20 protein-coding genes are annotated in these 24028 nt (G+C 28.7%); 6 read left to right on the top strand and 14 right to left on the bottom strand.

What is annotated here, in order from left to right; genetic code table 11:
* Positions 1-71: 71 nt before the first annotated feature.
* The 8 genes from DIC82_09290 to DIC82_09255 all read right to left on the bottom strand — a co-directional run bounded on the left by DIC82_09290 (position 72) and on the right by DIC82_09255 (position 6155).
* Positions 72-239, bottom strand: coding sequence for a cytochrome C551 (locus DIC82_09290; protein ID AWK51203.1), 168 nt, complete (start codon positions 237-239; stop codon positions 72-74).
* Positions 240-460: 221 nt separating this feature from the next.
* Complete coding sequence (locus tag DIC82_09285) at positions 461-1144, bottom strand: polar amino acid ABC transporter ATP-binding protein (protein AWK51202.1); 684 nt, start codon at positions 1142-1144, stop codon at positions 461-463.
* 86 nt (positions 1145-1230) lie between these two features.
* Positions 1231-1872, bottom strand: coding sequence for an amino acid ABC transporter permease (locus DIC82_09280; GenBank protein ID AWK51201.1), 642 nt, complete (start codon positions 1870-1872; stop codon positions 1231-1233).
* 196 nt (positions 1873-2068) lie between these two features.
* Positions 2069-2905 (bottom strand): amino acid ABC transporter substrate-binding protein, encoded by an 837-nt coding sequence (locus DIC82_09275; protein ID AWK51200.1) that lies wholly within the window; start codon positions 2903-2905, stop codon positions 2069-2071.
* Positions 2906-3054: 149 nt separating this feature from the next.
* On the bottom strand, positions 3055-3570 hold the full coding sequence (locus DIC82_09270) for a hypothetical protein (protein ID AWK51199.1): 516 nt from the start codon (positions 3568-3570) through the stop codon (positions 3055-3057).
* Between the two features lie 177 nt (positions 3571-3747).
* Positions 3748-4554, bottom strand: a complete 807-nt coding sequence (locus tag DIC82_09265; GenBank protein AWK51198.1) for an EcsC family protein — start codon at positions 4552-4554, stop codon at positions 3748-3750.
* 224 nt (positions 4555-4778) lie between these two features.
* Complete coding sequence (locus tag DIC82_09260; protein AWK51197.1) at positions 4779-5720, bottom strand: peptidase; 942 nt, start codon at positions 5718-5720, stop codon at positions 4779-4781.
* 12 nt (positions 5721-5732) lie between these two features.
* Positions 5733-6155, bottom strand: a complete 423-nt coding sequence (locus DIC82_09255) for a nodulation efficiency protein D (protein AWK51196.1) — start codon at positions 6153-6155, stop codon at positions 5733-5735.
* A gap of 336 nt (positions 6156-6491) precedes the next feature.
* Here DIC82_09255 and DIC82_09250 point away from each other — a divergent pair, with 336 nt between their 5' ends.
* The 3 genes from DIC82_09250 (at position 6492) to DIC82_09240 (ending at position 10866) form a co-directional block, all read left to right on the top strand.
* A complete protein-coding gene (locus tag DIC82_09250; GenBank protein AWK51195.1) occupies positions 6492-8393 on the top strand; it encodes an NAD(+) synthase in 1902 nt (633 codons plus the stop codon).
* A 450-nt stretch (positions 8394-8843) separates the two neighbouring features.
* Entirely contained in the window at positions 8844-9872 is a 1029-nt protein-coding gene (locus DIC82_09245; GenBank protein AWK51194.1) for a branched chain amino acid aminotransferase, read from the top strand.
* A 574-nt stretch (positions 9873-10446) separates the two neighbouring features.
* Positions 10447-10866 carry a hypothetical protein gene (locus DIC82_09240; protein AWK51193.1) on the top strand — a complete coding sequence of 140 codons (420 nt, stop codon included), beginning with the start codon at positions 10447-10449 and terminating at the stop codon, positions 10864-10866.
* Positions 10867-11561: 695 nt separating this feature from the next.
* Here DIC82_09240 and DIC82_09235 read toward each other — a convergent pair.
* A complete protein-coding gene (locus DIC82_09235) occupies positions 11562-13268 on the bottom strand; it encodes a thiamine ABC transporter permease (GenBank protein AWK51192.1) in 1707 nt (568 codons plus the stop codon).
* A 149-nt stretch (positions 13269-13417) separates the two neighbouring features.
* Between DIC82_09235 and DIC82_09230 the strand changes: the two genes are divergently transcribed.
* Positions 13418-13672, top strand: coding sequence for a hypothetical protein (locus DIC82_09230; protein AWK51191.1), 255 nt, complete (start codon positions 13418-13420; stop codon positions 13670-13672).
* A gap of 905 nt (positions 13673-14577) precedes the next feature.
* On the opposite strand, the gene DIC82_09225 is transcribed toward DIC82_09230, so the two are convergent.
* From DIC82_09225 to DIC82_09210, 4 genes are all read right to left on the bottom strand, one after another.
* Positions 14578-15246, bottom strand: coding sequence for an ABC transporter (locus DIC82_09225; protein ID AWK51190.1), 669 nt, complete (start codon positions 15244-15246; stop codon positions 14578-14580).
* Positions 15243-15998 (bottom strand): ABC transporter permease, encoded by a 756-nt coding sequence (locus DIC82_09220; protein ID AWK51189.1) that lies wholly within the window; start codon positions 15996-15998, stop codon positions 15243-15245. Before DIC82_09220 ends, DIC82_09225 begins: the two co-directional genes overlap by 4 nt.
* Positions 15973-16974, bottom strand: a complete 1002-nt coding sequence (locus DIC82_09215) for an ABC transporter substrate-binding protein (GenBank protein ID AWK51188.1) — start codon at positions 16972-16974, stop codon at positions 15973-15975. The genes DIC82_09220 and DIC82_09215 overlap by 26 nt, the downstream gene beginning before the upstream one ends.
* A 305-nt stretch (positions 16975-17279) precedes the next feature.
* Positions 17280-17699 (bottom strand): DUF327 domain-containing protein, encoded by a 420-nt coding sequence (locus DIC82_09210; GenBank protein AWK51187.1) that lies wholly within the window; start codon positions 17697-17699, stop codon positions 17280-17282.
* Positions 17700-18032: 333 nt separating this feature from the next.
* Here DIC82_09210 and DIC82_09205 point away from each other — a divergent pair, with 333 nt between their 5' ends.
* Complete coding sequence (locus tag DIC82_09205) at positions 18033-20645, top strand: calcium-translocating P-type ATPase, PMCA-type (protein ID AWK51186.1); 2613 nt, start codon at positions 18033-18035, stop codon at positions 20643-20645.
* 324 nt (positions 20646-20969) lie between these two features.
* Positions 20970-21272 carry a hypothetical protein gene (locus tag DIC82_09200; GenBank protein AWK51185.1) on the top strand — a complete coding sequence of 101 codons (303 nt, stop codon included), beginning with the start codon at positions 20970-20972 and terminating at the stop codon, positions 21270-21272.
* Between the two features lie 499 nt (positions 21273-21771).
* Here the strand turns inward: DIC82_09200 and asnB are convergent, their stop codons facing one another.
* Positions 21772-23616: an asparagine synthase (glutamine-hydrolyzing) gene (asnB, locus tag DIC82_09195; GenBank protein AWK51184.1), complete on the bottom strand. Its 1845-nt coding sequence runs from the start codon at positions 23614-23616 to the stop codon at positions 21772-21774.
* Positions 23617-24028 lie beyond the last annotated feature (412 nt).

The raw sequence follows: 24028 nt of genomic DNA, 5'->3' as shown, positions 1-24028 counted from the left end.
CCACCTGAACCAAGTTTCACTTTATATAAAAAGAAAAGGCCATAAGATTAATCTTATGACCTTCTAGGTTACTATCTGTCGTAATTTCTATTGTTTCTTTCTTGCTTTCTAGCTCTTCTACAATCAGGACATCTAACAGGATCATTTTCAAATCCTTTTTCCTTGTAAAATTCTTGTTCTCCTGCTGTGAAAATAAATTCCTTTCCACAATCTTTGCATACTAGAGTTCTATCATCCATTATAAAATCCTCCCTTTTTTTTCAAAGATATAACCCGATACTTGACCCAATCTCTGAAACAGAGGCGAATGTACAGTATTGATTAAATCTTGAATTATGTTACTCCTTTACATTACCATATTTCCTCTTAAATTTCAACATAAATTATTCCAAATAAGGAAGGAGAAACAGTTTTCTAATGTTTAAGAATAAACAGTTATAATTCAAAAGACTTCAAATGCCTAATCTTCAAAAATCAAACCATCTTGAAGTTTTCCTGCATTCATAGAAACTATTCTATCCGCTACTTTTTTAGCAAAATCCATATCATGAGTTATAATCATCATGCTCATACCTTTTACACTTAAACTCTTTATTAAATTTGCAACTTCTCCAGTGAGTCCTGGGTCTAATGCAGAAGTTGGTTCATCAAAACACATTATTTTAGGTTCTAACACTAGTGCTCTACCAATAGCAACTCTTTGCTTTTGTCCACCAGATAATTCAAAAGGATAATTATCCTTTTTTTCTAATAAATCTAAAAATCCAAGAGTTTCTTCCGCCTTTTTAATTGCTTCTTCCTTTGTCCATCCAAATACTCTTTGAGGTGCTTCTATTAAATTCTCTAAAACAGTCATATGTGGAAACAAGTTAAAATTTTGAAATACTAGTCCTATGTCTTTTCTTATTTCTTTGAGACTTTTTTTCTCTACATACTTTCCATCCTTGCATAGAATTTTTCCGTTTACTTCTATGTCGCCTTCATCACAGTGTTCTAATGCATTTACACATCTAAGTAATGTAGTTTTTCCACCACCTGAATGACCTACAACAACTAATATTTCACCTTGTTTTATTTCAAGATTAACACCTTTTAAGACTTCTGTATCCCCAAATTTCTTTTTTATATTGTTAACTTTAAGCATATACATTCCTCCACACTAATCACATAAAATAAATAACATAACAGATCAACTACGCAAGTGTACTAATCCACTATTTTTTAATGTGCTTACTTATAATAGTCATATTTTTCTTCAATTTTCTTTAATACTTGGCTAAGAATTGCTATTACTATTAAGTATACAACTCCAACTATTAAAAGTGGCATTAATGAAACATCTCTATTTGCAGCCATTTTTCCTATCTTTAGCATTTCATCTAATCCCAATACATAAACCAAAGAAGTATCCTTCACTAAAGTTGTTATTTCATTTGCAACTGGTGGAATAACTCTTTTAAATGCTTGTGGAAGTATAATTCTAAAAAATATATTTTTTGAGCTTAAACCTAAAACTTGAGCTCCTTCAACTTGTCCATCATCAATAGACATTATTCCCGATCTAAATATTTCCCCAAAGTAAGCGCCGTAATTCAAAGTAAATGCTAAAATTGCAGCTGGAAACCTATCAAAAGTTATACCAACTATAGGCAATCCAAAAAAGATTATAATAATCTGTAGCAATAAAGGAGTACCTCTCATTATAAGAACATATATCCCACTTATTTGTCTTATTATTAGCAATTTAGATGTTCTCATCACAGCAACTACTATTCCCAGTGGAATAGATAATATTAATGTTAATGCAAAAATTTCTAATGTGACTTTAAGCCCCTCTAATACTTGAGGCATTATTTCTAAAATATAAGTCAAGGTCATTTCCTCCTCTTTGTAGTTTCCATATTATGAATATTCAAAATTCCATTAAAAACTTCAAATATTCTATCTATTAAGAATTTTAAAAACAGCAAGTCAATATGCTACTATATTTTATCTGATGCAAAATATACATCGCATCTTTGACTTGTCATTTTATTTTATATGCCTAAATTTAAGTAATTTAACTATCTTATTTAACAATTATATCATCTTCAAACCACTTCTTAGATATTTCTCCAGCAGTTTTATCAGCAATTGCTTCATCTAATGCTTTATTAAAAGCATCTACAAATTTAGTATCACCTTTTCTAATTCCTACTCCATATTGTTCTTTACCGAAATTTTCATCTAGGATTTTATATTTTTCTGTTCCTCTTGCTTTCATATAATATCTAGCTAAAATTTCATCTACAACAATAGCATCTAATCTTTTTGCTTCTAAATCCATTAATGCAGAATTATTATCTTCAAATGTAACAAGATTACCGCCATCAAAACCCTTTATTGTGTCTCCATCTTCTTCTACAGCATCAACTGCAGTAGATCCAGTTTGAGCACCAACTTTTTTCCCTGCTAAATCAGCTTTAGATTTTATATTGGAATCTGCTAATGTTACTATAACTTGAGTGTTATTTAAGTACGGTTTTGAAAATTCAACTTTTTGTTTTCTTTCATCAGTAATTGAATATCCATTCCATATTAAATCTATATTTCCATTAGCTAATTCTGTTTCTTTCATACTCCAGTCAATTGATTGGAATTTAATTTTTTTATTAAGTTTTTTAGCAACTGCATCTGCTAGTTCTACATCAAATCCAACTATTTTTCCACTTTCATCTTTAAATCCCATTGGAACAAAAGTATCATCTAAACCTACTACTAATTCATCTTTATCTAATGTGCTTCCTGTAGTCTTTGTTTCTGAAGCTTTATTTTGAGTAGTTCCTGTACATGCAACTAAACTTGTTCCTAGCGTAGCTATAATAGCAACTATCGTTATTTTCTTTATTAAAGTATTAATTTTCATAAATTATCTCCTCCTAAAAATGCTTTTCTCTATTTATCACTTTATCATACTAAAGCAAAGAAATCAAGTATTTTTTGATTACCAAATTTGGGTATACAAAAAAATATCAATGGTCAATTATTGAACATTGATATTTTACCATTTATCATTTATTTAGTTGAAGTTGCTCTATCCAAGGCTCTTTGTAAGTTATCTATATGTGAAGTAAATTCATCTATAGTATCTGTAACTTGAGTTTCATCAATAGGATTTTTAATTGTATCTGCTCTATCTTTTACATCATCAACATTATTTTTTAATTCATCCAATTTATCTGATATATCATCAAATTGCTTCTTTATATCTTCACTTTTACCTTGAAAATCAGCATTATTTAAGGCATCAGTCAATTCATCAGCTTTATCATTTAATTCTCTAATGGTTCTTGTTGTATCACTGTCAACTTCATCTAATTTATCTGAAACTTCTTTAGGTGTAGTTTTTAATTTATCCATTAACTCTGTCATTTTTTCAGAATCAAACACTTCGTTCACCTTGTCTCCTGATGGCTTTTCATCAGTATTTGTTTTTGTTTCAATTATATAATCATCTTTAATGTTACAACCAATTAAAGAAAAAGACATTATACTACATAGTATTAAAATTATTATATTTTTCTTCTTCATCTTTTCACCCCAGATTATCTTTTTTATACTGTATAGTATATATTAATACTTTTTCATCATCATTTCAACCGCATATAGATACCTACATTGTAAATCATACTTATGCTTTGTGATTAATTATCAATTATAAATGCTCAATGGTTAACAAAATAATGTTTCTTCATTTCCTTTTTTATATTACAATTTAGATAACATTCTCTTTTTATACTTTATACTTGCTATTTCGCTTATATCTCTTATTAAGATGTAATTTGAAATACCACCATATACACCAATAATAGGAACCCCTTGTATAACTTTAGATAAAATTATATTTTGAGATAGGTTTATAGAAGTTACTTCTACCATCTTATTCATGTCTACTATACTCTGAAAATTCTTATCAATATTATATCCAATTCTATCTGCTTCATTAGAATATATAATTCTTTCTGGTGTTTTATTTGCGCTTGCACAAATTATATTTAAAATAAAAACTCTCTCTTCTTCTGAATCATAATTAAAACCATAACTTAAACAAATTTCGTATACAGTTTTTAAGATTATCCCTATAAAAACTGGTATATCTGGAAGCCCTATTCCCAATGCTCCGAATCCTATTCCCTCTATAGTTGTTATACCTTTGTTTATAAATGCACTTTTTCTTACATTTTTATCTATTCTATTTATATTTTTATTATTTATTTGCTTAGATAATATATATTCATTTATATCAGCTTCATTTCTTAATTTCTCTGAATTATAACTCTTTTCTATTATTCCAGTTCCTTTTTCAAAAACATAATAAAATCCTTTTTCAAAAGCTTTTTGAAATGTATCCATCATCTTAGCCGGAATCTTTTCTTCTAGTTTTTCTCTTATTGGCAATATCTTATTTTTTATATAAATATTTTCCTTTTTGTTCAAAATCTTATTTTCCATTTTTATTAACTTATTTTTTTGATTAAGTATAACTCTTTCTTCTTTAAAATCTTTATCTTTCATATTTCTTTATATTACCCTCCACTGCTTAGGTATATTTTATAAATACCAAGTCCATTTTACATTTTGCCCTTTAAACTTACTTAGTAAGTGCATATAGTCGAGTTTCTTTTGTAATATTGTATCTTATATAATATATTTATTCCATAAAAACCAGTATGTTAAACATTACTTTTAAAAAATTAGAGAGAACAAGTCACCCTGTTCCCTCCAATTTCAATATTATATTATTTGTTTCCCTTAATCATTTCTCCAATTGCAGCTATACTTCCAAGAGATGATAGGGTTTCATTTGGTAATATAAGCTTATTAGCTGGATTCTTAGACATTTCTACAAGAGCCTCAACTTGTTTTAAAGCTATAACAGTTTCATTTGTACCTGATTCAATAATAGCTTTATTTACTTTTCTAATAGCTTCTGATTCTGCAATAGCTATTTGTTCTATAGCATTTGCTTTACCTTCTGCTTCTAATAATTGAGATTCTTTTAAACCTTCTGCTCTTCTTATATTAGCTTGTTTCTCTGCCTCTGCTGATAATATTTTAGCTTGTTTTTCTCCTTCTGCTTTTTCTATTTGAGATTGTCTTAAACCTTCTGCTTGAAGAATCATAGCTCTCTTATCTCTTTCAGCTCTCATTTGTTTTTCCATAGCTTGTTGAATTTCATCTGGTGGAACTATATTTTTAATTTCTACTGAAAGTATTTTTATACCATATGCATCAGTAACTTCATCAATAATACTTAAAAGATCTTGGTTTATAGAATCTCTTCCTGATAAAATTTCATCTAATGTCATATTACCAAGTATATTTCTCATATTTGTTGTAGCTGAATATACTATACCCGATTTATAATCTTCTATGTTATACACTGCATCTCTTGCATTTAATAATTTATAGAAGATAACATTATCTACTAAAATTTTAACATTGTCCTTTGTTATCACTGATTGTGGTTGAACATCTAATATTTGTTGTTTTGTTGAAACTCTTTTTCTAACAAAATCTACAAATGGTATTATAAAATGCCAGCCAGGCTCTAATACCTTGTCAAATTGTCCAAATCTTTCTACAACACATAAATAACCTGTATTTACAATTTTTATCGATGCTAATACTATTGCCAAAGCCAATAATAATATTACGCCTAAAACTATTATTAAAGTCATTTTCTAATCCCCCTATACTTTTTTTATTTTTAATTTTATACCTTGAATTCCTGTAATTATAAACTTTTCACCAACATTAATCACATCTCCTTCATTTATTACAGTCCAATATTCTCCATTAACTTTAACTTGAGCTTTGCTAATAATCTGTTTTTCACTCTCTATAATTTTGCCAATATACGTTTCTTCCATAAGTGGTGTATTTTTATGCATATTCTTATATTTTTTCTTTAACCACGGATAGCCAATTGATAATGATATTATACTTATTATTGAAAAAATTATTATTTGAGTCATAAACGGTATACCCAAAGCTCCACATATTGCAGCTACAATAGCTCCAATTGAAAACAACATGAAACAAAAATTACTAGTTAAAATATCTATTGCAAATGCAAAAATTGCAATAATTAACCAAAATATTGCTCCTCCCATCTAATCTCCCCCTTTATTATTATCATACTGATTTTTTCTACTTTTAGTATATATATTTCCTCTTAATTATAAAAGTGCTATAACTCATAGTTTTATTATACAACATCTCTAATTATTTATCAAGGTATTATTTACTTTTATATAAGTTATTTTATACCACTTTTGTCCCACTTTGATTTCATTTATATTTAGTTTATAATAATTAGGATATATTTTTGCTTATTAAGACATATTAAAATATATTTATAAAACATTTAATTATTGTAATGTTCCATATTGTACCTATATAACCTACTAAAGAAACTCACATGAAATCTTATTATAAGGAGTGATCACATGGATTTTATTAAAGTTGCTTCTGCTTGTCCTAAAACTAGGGTTGCTGATGTTGACTATAATGTTGAAAATATTCTACTATGCATAAATGATGCTAGGGATAAGGGAAATAAATTTATAGTTTTCCCTGAACTCTGCATTACGTCTTATACTTGTGGGGATTTATTTTTACAAGAATATTTAATAAATAAATCTTTAGATGGTATTAATCAAATCTTAAATGCTACTAGAGATAGTGATATTTTAATTGCAGTTGGTGCGCCACTTATTTCTGGCAGTGTTTTATATAATGGTGCCTTTTTATTATTTAAAGGAAGTGTTTTAGGCATAGTTCCCAAATCATATCTTCCAAATTACAGTGAATTTTATGAAAAAAGATGGTTTAGTGAAGGACTTTCTATAGAAAATGAAATCATAGACTTACCTTTTCAAAAAGATGTGCCTTTTGGTACAAATTTAATTTTTTCATCTAACATTGCTAATTTCGGAGTTGAAATTTGTGAAGATTTATGGGTAACAATTCCACCTAGTTCTTATCTTTCTCTTATGGGTGCTCATATAATTGGAAATCTTTCAGCATCAAACGAACTCGTAAGTAAGATGGATTATAGAAAAAGTCTTATCTCAAATCAAAGTGCTAGAACAATGTGTAGCTACATATATTCTTCAGCTGGAGTTCATGAATCTACTACTGATGTATTATTTAGTGGTCATTTACTAATAAGTGAAAATGGTTCACTATTGAAAGAAAACAATAGATTCCAACGAGATAATGAAGTAATATCTTCTGTAGTTGATGTTTTTAAACTAAAAGCTGAAAGAATGAAAAATCTTAGTTTTAGAGATTCATCTAAATCTATAAATAAAAAACCTACTCTAATTAACTTTGAATTTAGTGATACTTCTATTAAAAATTTTGATAGATATATAGATAAACATCCATTTGTTCCTTCTTTCGAAAGAGAAAGAGAACTAAGATGTAAAGAAATATTCAATATACAATCAGCAAGCCTCGCTAAGAGATTAGAACATACTAAATCAAAAAAAGCAGTGATTGGAATTTCAGGTGGGTTGGATTCAACATTAGCATTACTAGTAATAGTTAAAACATTTGAATTACTTAATTTAGATAAAAAGAATATAGTGACTATTACTATGCCTGGTTTTGGTACAACTGATAGAACTTATAATAATGCCATTGATTTATGCAAAGAACTTGGAACAGACCTTAGGGAAATAAATATAGTCAAAGCTTGTCTTCAACATTTCGAAGATATTGGTCATGATAAAAATATTCATGATGTTACTTATGAAAATGTTCAAGCAAGAGAAAGAACTCAAATATTAATGGATCTTGCTAATAAAGAAAATGGGCTTTTAATAGGAACCGGTGATTTGTCAGAGCTTGCTCTAGGTTGGTGTACTTATAATGGAGACCATATGTCAATGTATTCTGTAAATCCTTCTATACCTAAGACTCTAGTTAGATATTTAGTAAAATATGTAGCTGAAAACGAGTCTACTGAAGTTGTACGCGATACACTTATGGATATATTAGATACCCCTGTTAGTCCCGAATTATTGCCTAAAGATAAAAATGGGGAGATAGCCCAAAAGACAGAAGATATTGTTGGCCCTTATGAACTTCATGATTTCTTCTTATATCATTTTATAAAACATGGTTCTATAAAAGAAAGAATATTTTTCTTAGCTAAAATTGCTTTTAAAGATGATTATTCTGAGGAAGAAATAGAAAAATGGTTAGATAAATTTATGTTTAGATTCTTCACTCAACAATTTAAGAGAAGTGCTCTTCCTGATGGACCAAAGGTTGGAAGTATTTCTTTAAGTCCTAGAGGAGATTTCAGAATGCCTTCTGATGCTGAACCTTGTTGGAAGTAAATTTAGATATATCAAAAAATAGCAAGTTAAATATACATCAATACCCTGTATATTTTGCATATAATTACTTTTAATCTTTTACTAAGCAATTTCTCCAACTATTAATTTGTGATAATTGCTTAGTACTTATTATTAATTATTTGTTTTTTATTTTAAATACTTAATGATTTATTAATAAAATTACACTTTTGATGATGAATTGTAGAATTCTTTTCAAAGTAGTGCTACAATAGATGTTATTAAATAAACAATGGTAATAAAACATATGATATGAAGTGAAACTTTTCAGGTGGAATTTTATATTCCAGATGAATTTAGTTGAACTTATGACCTCAAGGGGCACCTAGTGACCTCAAGGGGTACCTTGTCTTAAGAAAAAATAAACTAGTATTTTGACTTGTTATTTTCTACATATGTTTTTGAGCCTAGATAGATATGGAGGAATGGAAAATGGGGAAAAAAGCTGATATCGACTGGGGTAAATTAGGATTTTCTTATATAAAAACAGATCTTCGTTATATTTCAGTTTGGAAAGATGGGAAATGGGATGACGGAAAACTTACTGAAGATAATACTCTTCATATGAGTGAAGCTTCTACTGTTCTTCACTATGGTCAAAGTTCTTTCGAAGGACTTAAGGCATATACAACAAAGGAAGGTAAAATCCAATTATTTAGACCTGACAGAAATGCGGCTCGTATGAATGAAAGTTGTGATAAATTACTTATGCCAAATATTCCTGAAGAAAAATTTATTGATGCTGTTAAACAAGTTGTAAAAGCCAATGAAAAGTATGTGCCACCATATGGCACTGGTGCTACTTTATATATTAGACCTGTTATTATGGGCGTTGGAGATAATATTGGTGTAAAACCTGCATCAGAATATATATTTACAATATTCTGTATGCCAGTAGGTCCTTATTTTTCAGGTGGTTTAAAACCATGTAATTTTATTGTTGAAGAGGAATTTGATAGAGCCGCTCCTCATGGTACTGGTAAACAAAAAGTTGGTGGTAACTATGCTGCATCACTGCAATCTCATAAAAAGGCTGCAGAAGGTGGATATGCCGATTGTATTTACTTAGATCCTGCTACTCATACAAAAATTGATGAAGTTGGAGCAGCAAACTTCATTGGAATAACTAAAAAAGGTGAATTCGTAACACCTAACTCATCTTCAATTTTACCAAGTATAACAAAATATTCTTTACTTTATCTTGCTGAACATTATTTAAAAATGCCAGTTTATGAAAGAGATGTTTTTGTTGATAATTTAGATGAATTTGCAGAAGCTGGAGCATGTGGTACTGCTGCTGTAATAACTCCAATTGGTGCTATTGATTATAAAGGTACAAGACATGTATTCCATAGCGAAACTGAAGTTGGTCCAGTAATTAAAAAATTATATGATACCCTTTATGGAATTCAACTTGGCGATGTTGAAGCACCTGAAGGTTGGATGTACGAAGTAGAATAATAAATACAAATTAATAAAAATAGGGTAGAGTCATTTGTTAAAAATGATTCTACCCCATTTTTATATTACATATAAATATATATAAACAATATTTATTTTATATATGGTAAACTTCTCTATAAATCATACGAATATATAAATAACATAATAATTCTAAGCACAGTTTTTTATTATAAAGGAAACTCGACTCACATTCATTCGCTGAATAAGTGATTCACACAAAATCACAGATTTTGGTTCTCTACTTAAAGGAAACTCGACTCACATTCGTTCGTTGAGTACTCACAGAGTAAGCGACCATCATCAAATCATAGATTCGAGATGCCTGCTTAACTGATTCACACCAAATCATGTGTTCAAGGAAATTAACTTGTATACACAAGTTAACTAAGTTCGAGGAACCAAATGTGAAAGCTCCAAGGAGAAAGTTCGAAGAATGAAATGTAAAATTTCAATTTTCACTTTTTGGACTCTCACTTATCTACTTAAGGAAACTCGACTCACATTCGTTCGCTCAGTAAGCGATTCACACCAAATCATGGATTTTGGTTCTCTATTTAAAGGAGGGGTATTTATGTATGATAATAGAATAATCTCTGACAGCCACTATGTTGTGAACAGTGTAAATGGTTCTACTGTTGATAACAGAATAAGCAAAAGACCTTATACTAAACCACCTGTTCCACCGCGTAAAAAGAAAAATCCTTCTGATTCCTTTGAAGATACTTTACACTCAACTACTCCACACAATTCATCAAATGATAATTCAACAACTTTCTCAAATGAATTAGAGAATAAGTTAAGATTAAAAAGTGAAGAAAATTTAAGATTAGTTCAGTCAAAATTTATTAACAACAACTCAAACCATTCTGATTCTGACAAAAATATTGCTGAAACTGAATTGCTTAATAAACTCAGTGAAGCTATGGAAGTTAACGTTGATGTTTCTACTATATACAAAAAAGTTGAATTGCTTAATACCTTGAAAAGGTAATTTTAAGTTATAGACACCCTCAGTGAAAATCGTACTTATGCAGATAATCCCCCGAAATGAAGGTCATGCATTTGTTCAGGTTACGTGAGGATTTAGCTGTGAATTTCTAATAGCAGAAGTTGCACCCATTTCTGCATGTTCCTGAGGCAAGCTCAGGACAAGCAAAAATGGAACAACTTCTACTAAAGAAATATCTACAGCTAAATCCGAAATAGTAACACTTCCACAAAAGCATGACCTTCATTTCTAGTTTTAGTATATTTGCATAGTATAAGTATAACTTAAAAGGTACGTATATATATATATATATATATATATAACTAACCTAATGATTTTCAATTTTTAAGCCAAGTTATCTATATATAACTTGGCTTAAAAATTTTCTTGGAATAAATTAAATATTCTACTATAGCTATCTATATTTATATACCAAATTAAAAACTAAATTTATTCAGACTCCATGCTGAATTTAGATACATATTTCTCTGTTTAGATATATACATAAGTGTAGTAACTATTGAATATAATGCCAAGCATATCATAACTTCTACTTTGCATATATATCCCAAAGTAGAAATAAGGGGGCATGCTTTTGGGTACAACTTGTGATCTTAGAATCACCCATCAAAATCTTCAGTAACTGGAACAAATGCATGCCCCCTTATTTCGGTGGACTATAAGCATAATTACGAGTCTTATATGGTTGCCAACTTATGTAATTTACTATATTCGCCTTGTTTCTCCATTAGTTTTTCATGAGTACCTTGTTCTATTATTCCTTCCTTACCAAGAACAATAATTTCATCTGCATTTTTAATAGTAGATAACCTATGTGCTACTACTATTGTTGTTCTTCCTGAACATAGTTTTTCTAATGATTCTTGAATTATACGTTCAGTTGCATTGTCTAAAGCTGAAGTTGCTTCATCCAATATGAGTATTGGTGGATTTTTAAGAAAAACTCTTGCAATAGAAATACGTTGTTTTTGTCCTCCTGATAATTTTACGCCTCTTTCACCAATATAAGTATCATATCCTTCTGGTAAAGTATTTATAAATTCATCAATATTAGCCATTTTAGTGGCTCTTAGTAGTTCTTCTTCAGTTGCATCTATCTTACCATATAATATATTATCTCTAATGGTTCCTGTAAATAAAAATACTTCCTGTTGAACTATTCCGATATTTTCTCTAAGTGATTCTAATTTAATATCATAAATACTTTTATCATCAATTAAAATATCTCCTCTTTCTAGTTCATAAAACCTAGGAATAAGATTACAAAAAGTCGTTTTGCCTCCACCAGATTCTCCAACTAGAGCTAACATTTTCCCTTTACTTATTTTAACAGAAATATCCTTTAAAACATTTTTCCCTTCATAACTGAAATCTACATTTTTAAATTCTATTTCTCCTTCTACATTTTTAAGGTCAATTGCATTTTCTTTATCTTTTTCTTTATCTTCACCCATTATTTCTAAATATCTTTGGAAACCTGTAATTCCATTTTGAAATTGTTCCATAAAATTAATTAGCTTTTTTATTGGTTCAGTAAATAACTTTATAAATAGCATATATGCTAAAAAGTCACCAACACTTATAAATCCAATCAGTGTAAATACACCACCGCCTATTAACCCTACATAATTTAATATATCTATTCCAAATCCAGAACCTGAAGAATACTCAGCCATCACTTTATAAGCTTTCTCTCTAGCAGTAATAAATTTTGCATTACCCTTTTCAAATTTTTCTTCTTCAGACACATGACTTACAAATGCCTTCGATATTTTTATTCCTGAAATACTATTTTCAAGACTTGCATTAACAACTCCTGTTTCTACTTTAGTTTCCAAAAATGCTTTATTCATTCTCTTTCTTTGATGCAAAGTAAACCATACTATAAAAGGTATAAATGCAAAAATTAATATTGTAAGAGGTATATTAATTGTACATAATATTGCAAATGAACCTATAAGCATAACAATCGATATAAATAAATCTTCTGGCCCATGATGAGCAAGCTCAGAAATGTCCATTAAATCATTAATAATTCTAGACATTATATCCCCTGTCTTGTTATTGTCAAAAAATCTATTTGGCAATTTTTGAAGATGCCTAAATATATGTCTTCGCATATCCCCTTGCATTCTAACACCTACAACATGCCCCCAATACTGCATAAAATATCCACACGCAGCTTTGATTATAAAAATTATAAGTAATGTTATTGCAAAAATAATAATCAATCTTAAATCTTTATTAGGAATTGAATCATTGACAAGTTGCCTTGTCATCATAGGATATACTAAATCGCATAAAGATGCGATAAATGCTACTACTAAATCTAAAGTAAATAATAATTTATATGGTTTGTAAAATGAAATAAATTTCTTTATCATTCAAACCCCTCCTTTTGATACACATTTCCAAAACGTGCGTACACCTTTTGGTTTTTATTTTTTCATTTGTCTAAGGAATAAAATCTACATAGCTTGTATATAATTAAATTAAGATACATAATTTTACAATTGTATGGTGGTGAATGAATTTGATAAAAAAAACTTTTTGTATTCTTAATTTAAGCTTAGCAATACTCTTACCCCTGTTTTCGTTAAATATAATAATGAGTAAATCAGATCCAAATAACTTTTTTCCTTTAATTTTTATTTGTTTAGCTTTCTGCGATACTTTTCTTGGAATTAATTTGTTAAATGCTAATAAAAAATTTCTAAGCATCTCTAGCTTTATACTTGCAAGCTTTTTATTTATTGTAGTTGGAAGTAAAATTTGTATATATAGCTAAAAGTTCTAGATACGGAGGTTCACGGTAATATTTATACTTGTTATTATATTAAATATTTACTCTACTTAGGAATATATCTAATCAGATAAATTTGATATATTTTTGTGAAACTTTATTAGTCCTATTGAATAAATATGGATCTACTTTGAGCTGATTATACCCATTAGATCTTTGTTTTGAGGATTTCACAGGGTCTATATTCAAAAATTTAACTATACTTAAGACATATTGGTGATAATAACAAATATACTTTTATGAATATTTAAGTTCTAATTACAGGACTCTATATACACATGTGCAAAGTTGCACTTATTCATCTTAATAAACCTAAGTATCACCTAATAATTTTCGATGTATAAGTTATATTTATCTGATGAAAATATACCCAAACTAGAAATGAAGGTCATGCTTTTGTGGAAGTGTTACTATTTCGGATTTAGCTGTCGATATTTCTTTAGTAGAAGTTGTTCCAAAATGCTTGTTCAAAAAGTGAGAATCGAAATTTTACATTTCGTTCTTCGAACTTTCTCTGTGAGCGCTTGACTTTGAGGCTAGCATTTTGGGTACAACTTCTGCTATTGAGTGAGAATCCAAATCTTGCATTTGGATATTCGAACTTACTCAGCGAACGTAGCGAGTCGAGTTTCATTCTTCTCACAGCTAAATCCTCACGTAACCTGAACAAATGAATGACCTTCATTTCGGCGAGGTATACACATAAGTACGATTTTTAGTTTAGCTATCTATATAGATACGAAATTACAAGTTACTCTTATACCTTGCATATATATCCCAAAGTAGAAATAAGGGGGCATGCTTTTGTGGGATCTTCAGTAACTGGAACAAATGCATACCACCTTATTTCGGTGGATTATACGCATAAGTATGATTTTCACATTGGGTACCTACATAATTTCTAGAATTTCATTCTTGCATTTATTTAAATTTTTATTAAATATTCCTTTTATTCGCACTGGCTTATTGCTAAATACTATTATATTTCCTTGGAAATATATTGCCTCATCTAAATCATGAGTAACTAAAATAACCATTCTTTTTTCTTTATTAAGCAAATTCTTAAATTCATCTATTATAGTATATTTTAATTTATAATCTAAAGATTTAAATGGTTCATCCATTAGAATTAGTTTTGATGGTTTTCCAAATGCTCTTGCTATATTAACTCGTTGCTTCATTCCTCCACTTAGTGCACTTGGATATTTGTTTTTTATATCGTAAATACCTACTAATTTTAAAACATCATCAATTTTCACCTGCAGAATGGAATTGTCAAAATATTTCTTTAACGCAAGTTCCAAGTTTTCTCTAACAGTAAGCCACTCTATTAATCTATCTTCTTGAAATACATAACTTATATCGCTTAATGATATTCCACTTATCTCTCCATTTTGTATCTGGGTGAGTCCTGCTATTATGTTTAATAAAGTGCTTTTTCCACATCCTGACTTTCCTATTATACAATTTACCTTTTCGTCACAAAAATCCAAATTAAAGTTCTTAAATATTACTTCATTTTCATAGGATTTATTTAAATTTCTGATACTTATGTTCATTTCGTCCACCTATATATTTTTTCCTTCAACAACTTATTTATTAGTTCTAAAAACAAAGATATGATAACAATAATTACAATCCATGCAAAAATTCCCGTTGTATTAAAGTTTACTTTTTCTAACTGTATTTGAGATCCTATTCCAAACTTTGGTTGACCGTGTACCTCTCCAGCAATTACCACTTTAAAAGTTAATGAGAATGTTGAGACAAAAATACTCATAAAATAAAATTTCATGACTGGAAGATATATTTTTTTAATTTTATCTTTTAAGCTAACTTCATATATCTTTGTCATATCAATTATTTTTTTATCTATCTGCATAATACTGTTTCTTATTCCCTCATAGAGTATTGGAAAAGTAATAGCAAATCCAACTACAAAAGGAGTTTTATCTTTATCAAACCATACTAATGAAAGAACAACAAGAACCATAGTTGGAATTGTTTTACCAAATGAATTTATAGGTTGCATTAAATATTTGAAAAATGGATACACAGCTCCGAGTACCCCTAAAATCATAGAGAAAATTAAAGCTAAAAGGTAACTAATCATAGTTCTATAGAAACTACTTAAAATAATTTCCGAGAAATCTTGTTCTTTAAAAATAATCCCGATAGCTTCAATTATTTGTTGTATTGTTGGAATATATATATCATTATTAATTAATATTGCAATTAACTGCCATGCTCCCATGAAAAATATACATGATAATAAAGTATATAATTTACTTTTCCATGTATATTTCATCATCTGGTATACTTCCTCCTATTGTCTTTGAATCAAATTCATTTAGTTTTTGAAAATAGGTTTTATATTCTCTATAAGAATCCTTTATATCTACATATTTTATATTTGATTTATCAATAGATTTTATTATTATTGGCTTTTTAGCTGAAACTCCTATTTCTTCACAATACGTCCCTAGAGTTTCCTTATCTGTATATAACCACTCAGTTCCAGCTTTAACTTGTGCTAAAAATTCTTTTACAAATGCCTTATGGTTTTCACTTAAATCCTTTTTAACTATAATTGTTGATTGTGGATATCCATATTCTGAGTTATTAATTTTTTTCCACTCTTCATTTAAATCTAATATTACACTAAACTTTTCATTTTTGCTTTGGACTGTAGATAACGCCGGTTCTGGTATTATTGCATATTGTGTCTTCCCAGCTAAAATTATTGGTGCAAGCTCATTTACTCCATCTACATAACTAAAATTAATATCTTTATCTACATCAATACCTTTATCTTTAAGTATTGTTTTTGCAATTATATCTGGTGTTAAACCCTTACCTATGTTATAAACTTCTTTTCCCTTTAAATCTTCAAAAGTTTGATTTTCATTAGTTGAGCCTATATAAAATGATCCAAATCCAACAGTCCCTGCTATCTTATATTCTTTATTCTTATTAAATACAGTAGCTGCCACATTTGATGGTACTATTGCTATGTCTGGTTCACTCTTCATAACACTAGTTACTAAACTTTCTGAACTCTTTTCAATTGTATAATTAATATTGTATCCAGCTTTAACTTCTGGTTTTTCCTTTATAAGCTTAGCTACAGCTATAGCTGGAAGTCCATCCGGTGCCATAAAATTAATTTCCTTAGTTTCTGCTGTATTCTTTGTAGCCTCACTTTGAGTTGTGTTACTATTTCCACACCCTATAAATGTTAACATTGCTAATACTATAACTAAAATTAACGATAATTTCTTTTTCATTTTTGAATCCTCCTTACATATCTAATTATCTACGCTATATTTAATTACTAAAATATCAAATAATTATATTAAGACGCAAAATAAAAAATGAGTTTAATTAAACAGTAATACTCCCTAATTGATATTCACTCTTAATTATAATATCATATTTACACATAAATACCAAATTCAATTCTAGTTGTTTTAACTACAATTGTGTCTTATCAAATTTATATAGTATTTTATTAATATAAAAAGACATATCTTGAAAATAATTTAAAGATATGCCTTTACTATATTTTAAGTGTTCATATATCTTTCAGTTCCTATCTATATATATCCACTATCATTCCTTGTATTTCATCTATTGTTGATGCAATATTTATATTGTCTTTTTCATCTGAAAGTAAAGCTTTCGTTAATTCTTCAAGTTTATTATCAACCGTATCAACAGTTATAAAATATTGAGTTTGCCAAAAACTAATATCTTTTTTTGTTTCATACATAAATTTTAGTATTGATTCTAAATATTCCTTTATCATCTTCTTATACATAATTACATCAACATAAGTCTTAGTAGTTATTAGCTTACTACCTCTTTTTTTTATGTCTTCTATCATCCTATTTAGCTGTTCCTCTGATTTTTTATGTCTTTCTTGACTAAAACTTTGAGAAAAGTCTTTTTTTTCTGAAACAATTTTTCTTTCAGATGTTACATTTCCTCTTCTTACTCTCCCTATTTCCATATATACTCAATCCTTTCTTATATCAAGGCACTTATTTAACAGTTAATAATGAAATTGATGTAGGAATTTCATTCTACATTTTCGATTATTTATCGTCCATTGTTCATTACATCCACATTCTATCAATTAAACTTCTACAAAATATATATATAAATATAATCTTAAAAGATTTGATAATTCTTAATTAATTATATCAAAGTTACGTATTCTTCTCTACTTATATTTTTTTATAGGACTAAAACATATATTTCATTTTTTTCCACGTATATAATTTCGCAAAATTTCTAATATATATATATATATATAATTTTTTTGAATGGAGTGATGTTATCTATGTGGTTTGATAAAACTTCACAAGACATTTTGCAGAAATTTAGCGTTGACCAAAATACTGGTCTTTCTGAATTAGAAGCAAAACAAAGACTTAAAGAACATGGAGAAAATAAATTAAACTCTCAAAAGAAAAAAAGCATTTTTCAACTTTTCTTATCTCAAATAAATGATGTTATGATTTATATACTTTTAGGTGCAGCTATTCTTTCTGCTTTTATGAAGGAATATAGTGATGCTGTTATTATTTTGATTGTAATTTTAATAAACGCACTCATAGGAGTTATCCAAGAGTCAAAGGCAGAAAAATCACTTGAGGCGTTAAAAAAATTATCTACACCTAAAGCAATAGTAAAAAGAGATGGAAATATTAAAGAGATTCCATCTGAAGAAGTTGTTGTAGGAGATATTGTTATTTTGGATGCTGGCAGATATATCCCTGCTGATCTAAGACTAATTGAAAGTTCTAATTTAAAAATTGATGAATCAGCTTTTACTGGTGAATCAGTTCCAGCTGAAAAAAATAGTAATGTTCTAAATTCAGCTGAAAATATCCCTATAGGAGATCAACTGAATATGGCATTTATGTCCACTTTAGTTACTTACGGGCGTGGTACTGGAGTCGTTATAAATACTGGTATGAATACTGAAATAGGTAAAATAGCAGATTTATTAAATAAAGAAGAGGATAATACTACTCCTCTTCAAAAAAGGTTAGCTTCACTTGGAAAGACTTTAGGGTTTGGAGCTGTTGGAATTTGCTTATTAATATTTATAATTTCTATGTTTCAAGGTAGAGATTGGTTTGAAATGCTCTTAACCGCTATAAGCCTAGCTGTTGCTGCAATTCCGGAAGGACTTCCCGCTATAGTTGCCATAGTTTTAGCTATAGGTGTTCAAAGGATGATAAAACAAAATTCTATAATTAAGAAACTTCCAGCTGTTGAAACTCTTGGCTCTGTAAATATAATATGTTCTGATAAAACTGGAACTTTAACTTTAAATGTAATGACAATAAAAAAGTGCTGTATAAATAATGAAATTTTATCTGTTGATGATTGTGATTTAGCTAATCATGATACCAAATTATTATTTGAAGGTATGATTTTATGTAATGATGCTACTTCAAAGAATGGTTCAAAAACAGGTGATCCTACTGAAATAGCTCTTTTAGATGCAGGAATTAAGTTTGATCTATATAAGGAAGATTTAAATTCACTTCATGAAAGAGTTAATGAGGTTCCATTCGATTCAGACAGAAAATTAATGACTACGGTAAATAAATATGAAACACAATTTAAGGTTTTTACAAAAGGTGCTATTGATAATTTACTTAAACTTTCAAATAAAATATTATTAAACGGAGAAATTATTGATTTTACACAAGATAAAAAAGATCAAATACTTAAATTTTCTAATTTAATGTCTGATGAAGCTTTAAGAGTTCTTGGTTTAGGCTATAAAGATATACCTGACGAAAATATCAACTTAAATTCATTAGAAAAAGATTTGATTTTTATTGGGCTAATGGGAATGATAGATCCACCTAGACAAGAAGTTAAACCTTCCATTGCTTTATGTAAACAAGCAGGTATAACCCCTATTATGATAACCGGAGATCATAAAAATACTGCTTTTGCCATTGCTAGCGAACTTGGTATCGCAGAAAATTTAAATGAATGTATGATTGGAAGCGAAATTGATACTTATAGCGATGAAGACTTTAATAAAATAGTTAATAATTATAAAATTTTTGCTAGAGTTTCACCTGAAAATAAAGTTAAAATTGTAAAAGCATTTAAATCCCATGGAAATATTGTATCCATGACTGGTGATGGTGTTAATGATGCACCTTCACTAAAAGCTGCTGATATAGGTGTTGCTATGGGTATTACTGGAACTGATGTAGCTAAAGGTGCTGCTGATATGATTTTAACAGATGATAATTTCACCACTATAGTGAGCGCAGTCGAAGAAGGTAGAAATATTTATAATAATATAAGAAAATCTATAATGTTTCTACTAGCTTGTAACTTAGGTGAAATAGTTGCACTCTTTATAGCAATTTTGTTTAACTTAAATCCACCACTATTACCAATTCATATTTTATGGGTAAATTTAATAACTGATAGTTTTCCTGCTCTTTCCCTTGGTGTAGATCCAAAAGATTCAAGTGTTATGGATTATCCTCCTAGAAATCCAAAGGAATCTCTTTTTGCCAATCACATGGGATTGTTTTTAGGATTAAACGGAGTATTAATCGGAGCAGTAACCTTAATTGCTTTCAAAGTTGGTGAAAGATTATATATGAATTCTTTAGTTCATGCGCAAACTTTGGCATTTGTTGTTTTAAGTTTTTCTCAATTATTTTTCTCGCTTTCTATGAGAAGTAAGGAAAAATCGCTTTTCAGAATTGGATTTTTTACAAATAAGTATTTATTAGCTTCAATTTTGCTTGGAATATTAATTCAATTTTTTATTATTATAATTCCTTTCTTTGCTCAAGTATTTAATGTATTTACTTTAAATGCTAGAGATTGGATTCTCGTTACTTTTATATCACTTATACCTTTTGTAGTTAATGAATTATTTAAACTAATAAAATATCGTAAGTAGGTACTTATTTCATAATTATTATTATAATATTTTACTATTTAAATTATGTTTTTTTATGAGTTTTACCAAAGTTTTTTTATATTGTTAAATATAGTTGAAACAATGAATTATCTATAATAAAATTTATGTTATAAAGTGATTCTTAGCTTTAGGTTGAGTGTTCTTAGTAGTAATACAATTTTCTTTCTTCCTGAAGCTTAGAAGAACTTATACCCACAAGGGGCACAATGTCCAGGAGCATGCAACCGTTATCTCTCATTTGAATAAGTGAGAGTCTTATGGATTCTAGCTATCGGATAAAAGGGATTTTAGGAGGTAATAAATATGATAATAAGATGTATTGATAATAACCTTTGCTCAACTTTAACTTTAAGTAAGGAATACGTAGTTATAGAGGAAGCTGCTGAATATTATGTAATTCTTGATGACAAAAATGAAGAAACAACTTGCAGAAAAACAAGATTTAGCATTATTGAAGATGGTGGGTTAACAAAAAAGACTAAAGCTACTATTACAGAGTTAAGTTATCAATTAGAAAATAATTTTAAAGACATTAAACAATTTACTATTAGAAAGAATTCTAAAGGTGAAATTAAAGAAATATCTGTAAAATTTAAATATAACTAATTCACATGTAAGTGCATATAAACCGAAATAAGTAACATATTGTGTTCCGGTTTCTAGGAATTTTTATGGATGATTCTAGGACTAGAAGTTGTACCCAAAATGCTTGCCTCAACGACAAGCGTTGAACAAGCATTTTGAGACAACTTCTAGTCAAGAATCATTACCATCAAAATTCCAATGAAACACTCCACACAATATGTTACTTATTTCTATTTTAGAAATTCACTTAAGGGAGCTTCAAAAAAATAACAAGTCATATTCTGGTACATTTAACTTGTTAATTAGAAAAAACTAATGGTAGATGTTGTTATGATATATAATATAGCTGTTGATATTTCTTCATTATAAATTGTTCCATTTCAGCTTGCCTTGGGATCAATCTGAAATGGATACAACTTATAATGTTAGAAATCCACAGTCATATTCTATAGCAACCTAAACAACAGATTTCATTCAATTTCGGTAAGCCACTACATAATCCTAGAGTACATGTTACGATCTATATCAATATATTTACATTATATTCTTTAATCCAAATATTTACTTGAATTAAATAAGCAATTAATTGTGGTCCTGTCATTAGTTGTCCATACCATGGTGATTTATAGGATTTTCCTTTAGTTTGTACAATTTCTCTAATTACTTTATCATCAATTACTTCATGAATTGATGATGATTTGTCGTCTAATATATGTGTCATCATGTCACATACTATATCTGTATATATTGGATTATGTGTCTTTGGATAAGGACTCTTCTTTCTGTATATAATGTCATTTGGTAACATTCCTTCAAAGGCTGCTCGAAGTAATCCCTTTTCCCTTCCCTTATACAATTTTATATCTGCAGGTAAATTAAAAGCATAATCTACTAATCTAATATCTGCGAATGGAACTCTTGCCTCTAAACTATTATACATACTAACCCTATCTTTTCTAGTAAGGAGTTGTACCATAAACCATTTTAAGTTTAGATAAGATACCTCCCTCATTCTATAATCTCGTTTGCTTTCACCATCAAGATGAGGTACTTTACTTAAGGATTTTTCATATTGTGTTCTAACCAAATCTTCTAGTGGCATATTCTTTAAACTCTTATTAACTATTGCTTTTCTGTCACTAACAAATCTTGACCATGGAAATGTATCTAAATAGAACATTTCATCTCTTGTAAACCAAGGATATCCTCCAAAAATTTCATCAGCACATTCTCCTGTCAGACCAACTACAAAATCTTTACGAATTTCTTTGCAGAACAAAAGCATAGATGAATCAATATCTGCCATGCCTGGTAAATCTCTTGAAATTACAGCATCTTTTAGTGCTACTGCCAAATCTGTATGATCTAAAACTACTTTTCTATGATTGCTACCAATAAATTTAGACATTTCTTCTGCCCAATATTCATCTGATGTGGGTTGAAATAATGATGATTTAAAATACTTTTCATTATTTTCATAATCAATAGAATAAGTAGTAAGTGTCTTTCCTTGTTTTTTAAATTCTTCTGCAGCTATCATTGAAATAATTGAAGAGTCCAATCCACCTGATAATAATGTACAAACTGGTACATCACCAACTAATTGTCTTTTTATTGCATCTATTAATAATTCCCTTGTATGAATTATTGCTTCTTCTGGAGTTTCATGAAATTCCCTTGCTTGCACTGTCCAATATTCCCAAGTTTTAATATTATTATCACTGGAAATTAAAAGACAATTTGCAGGTGCAATTTCTTTTATATTTTTAAATATTGCACTTCCTGGTATTGTAGCAGGTCCGAGTCCAAAAAGCTCAGTTAATCCCTCTCTATCAACTTCCCTTTTAATTCTGGGATTTGCTAAAATAGTTTTTATTTCTGATCCAAAGATAAGAGTATTGTTATTCACAGTATAAAACAAGGGCTTAACTCCCATTTGATCTCTAGCCAAAAATACTTCTTTTTTATATTCATCAAAAATTCCAAAAGCAAAAATACCTATTAATTTATTAACACATTCTTTACCCCAATAAATATAAGCTGTAAGTAATACTTCAGTATCAGAATAAGAATCAAAGGTAAATCCGTTATCTTTTAATTCTTTTCTTAAATCTTCTGTATTATAAAGTTCTCCATTATAAACTAATGTATATTTTTTATCTTGGACTATTTTAGTCATTGGCTGCATGCCACCCTCTGGATCTACTACAATTAGCCTTCTATGCCCTAACAAAACATTTTTAGAGATATAATATCCTTTAGAATCTGGACCTCTTCTCTCCAATGTCTTTATCATTTTTTCTAATATTTCTTTATCTTTTACTATATCTTCTTTGAAATTTACGAGTCCCACAATTCCACACATTTATTTCACCTTCTAATAGATTTAGACATATTCAAAAAATAACAAATCAGTATGTTAGTTAATTTTATTTCATATGCCTTATCTTATTAAAATATGCACTGCTGAAAAAAGTGCGACAGCACAATTAAGAACTTTTCACCTTTTAGAAAAGTGCGACAGCACAATTAAGAACTTTTCACCTTTAAAAAAAGTGCGACAGCACAATTAAGATCTTTTATACCTTTTAAAAAAGTGCGACAGCACAATTAATATCTTTTACACCTTTTAAAAAAGTGCGACAGCACATTAAGATCTTTTACACTGCTGAAAAAAGTGCGACAGCACACTTAAGATCTTTTATACCTCTAAAAAAAGTGCGACAGCACAATTAAGATCCTTTACACCTTTAAAAAATAAAATATGAATACAATTT

This window comes from Clostridium beijerinckii (assembly GCA_003129525.1).
GTDB lineage: Bacteria > Bacillota > Clostridia > Clostridiales > Clostridiaceae > Clostridium > Clostridium beijerinckii_D.
The sequence above is the reverse complement of the archived record's forward strand: the minus strand, read 5'-3'. Positions and strand labels throughout refer to the sequence as shown.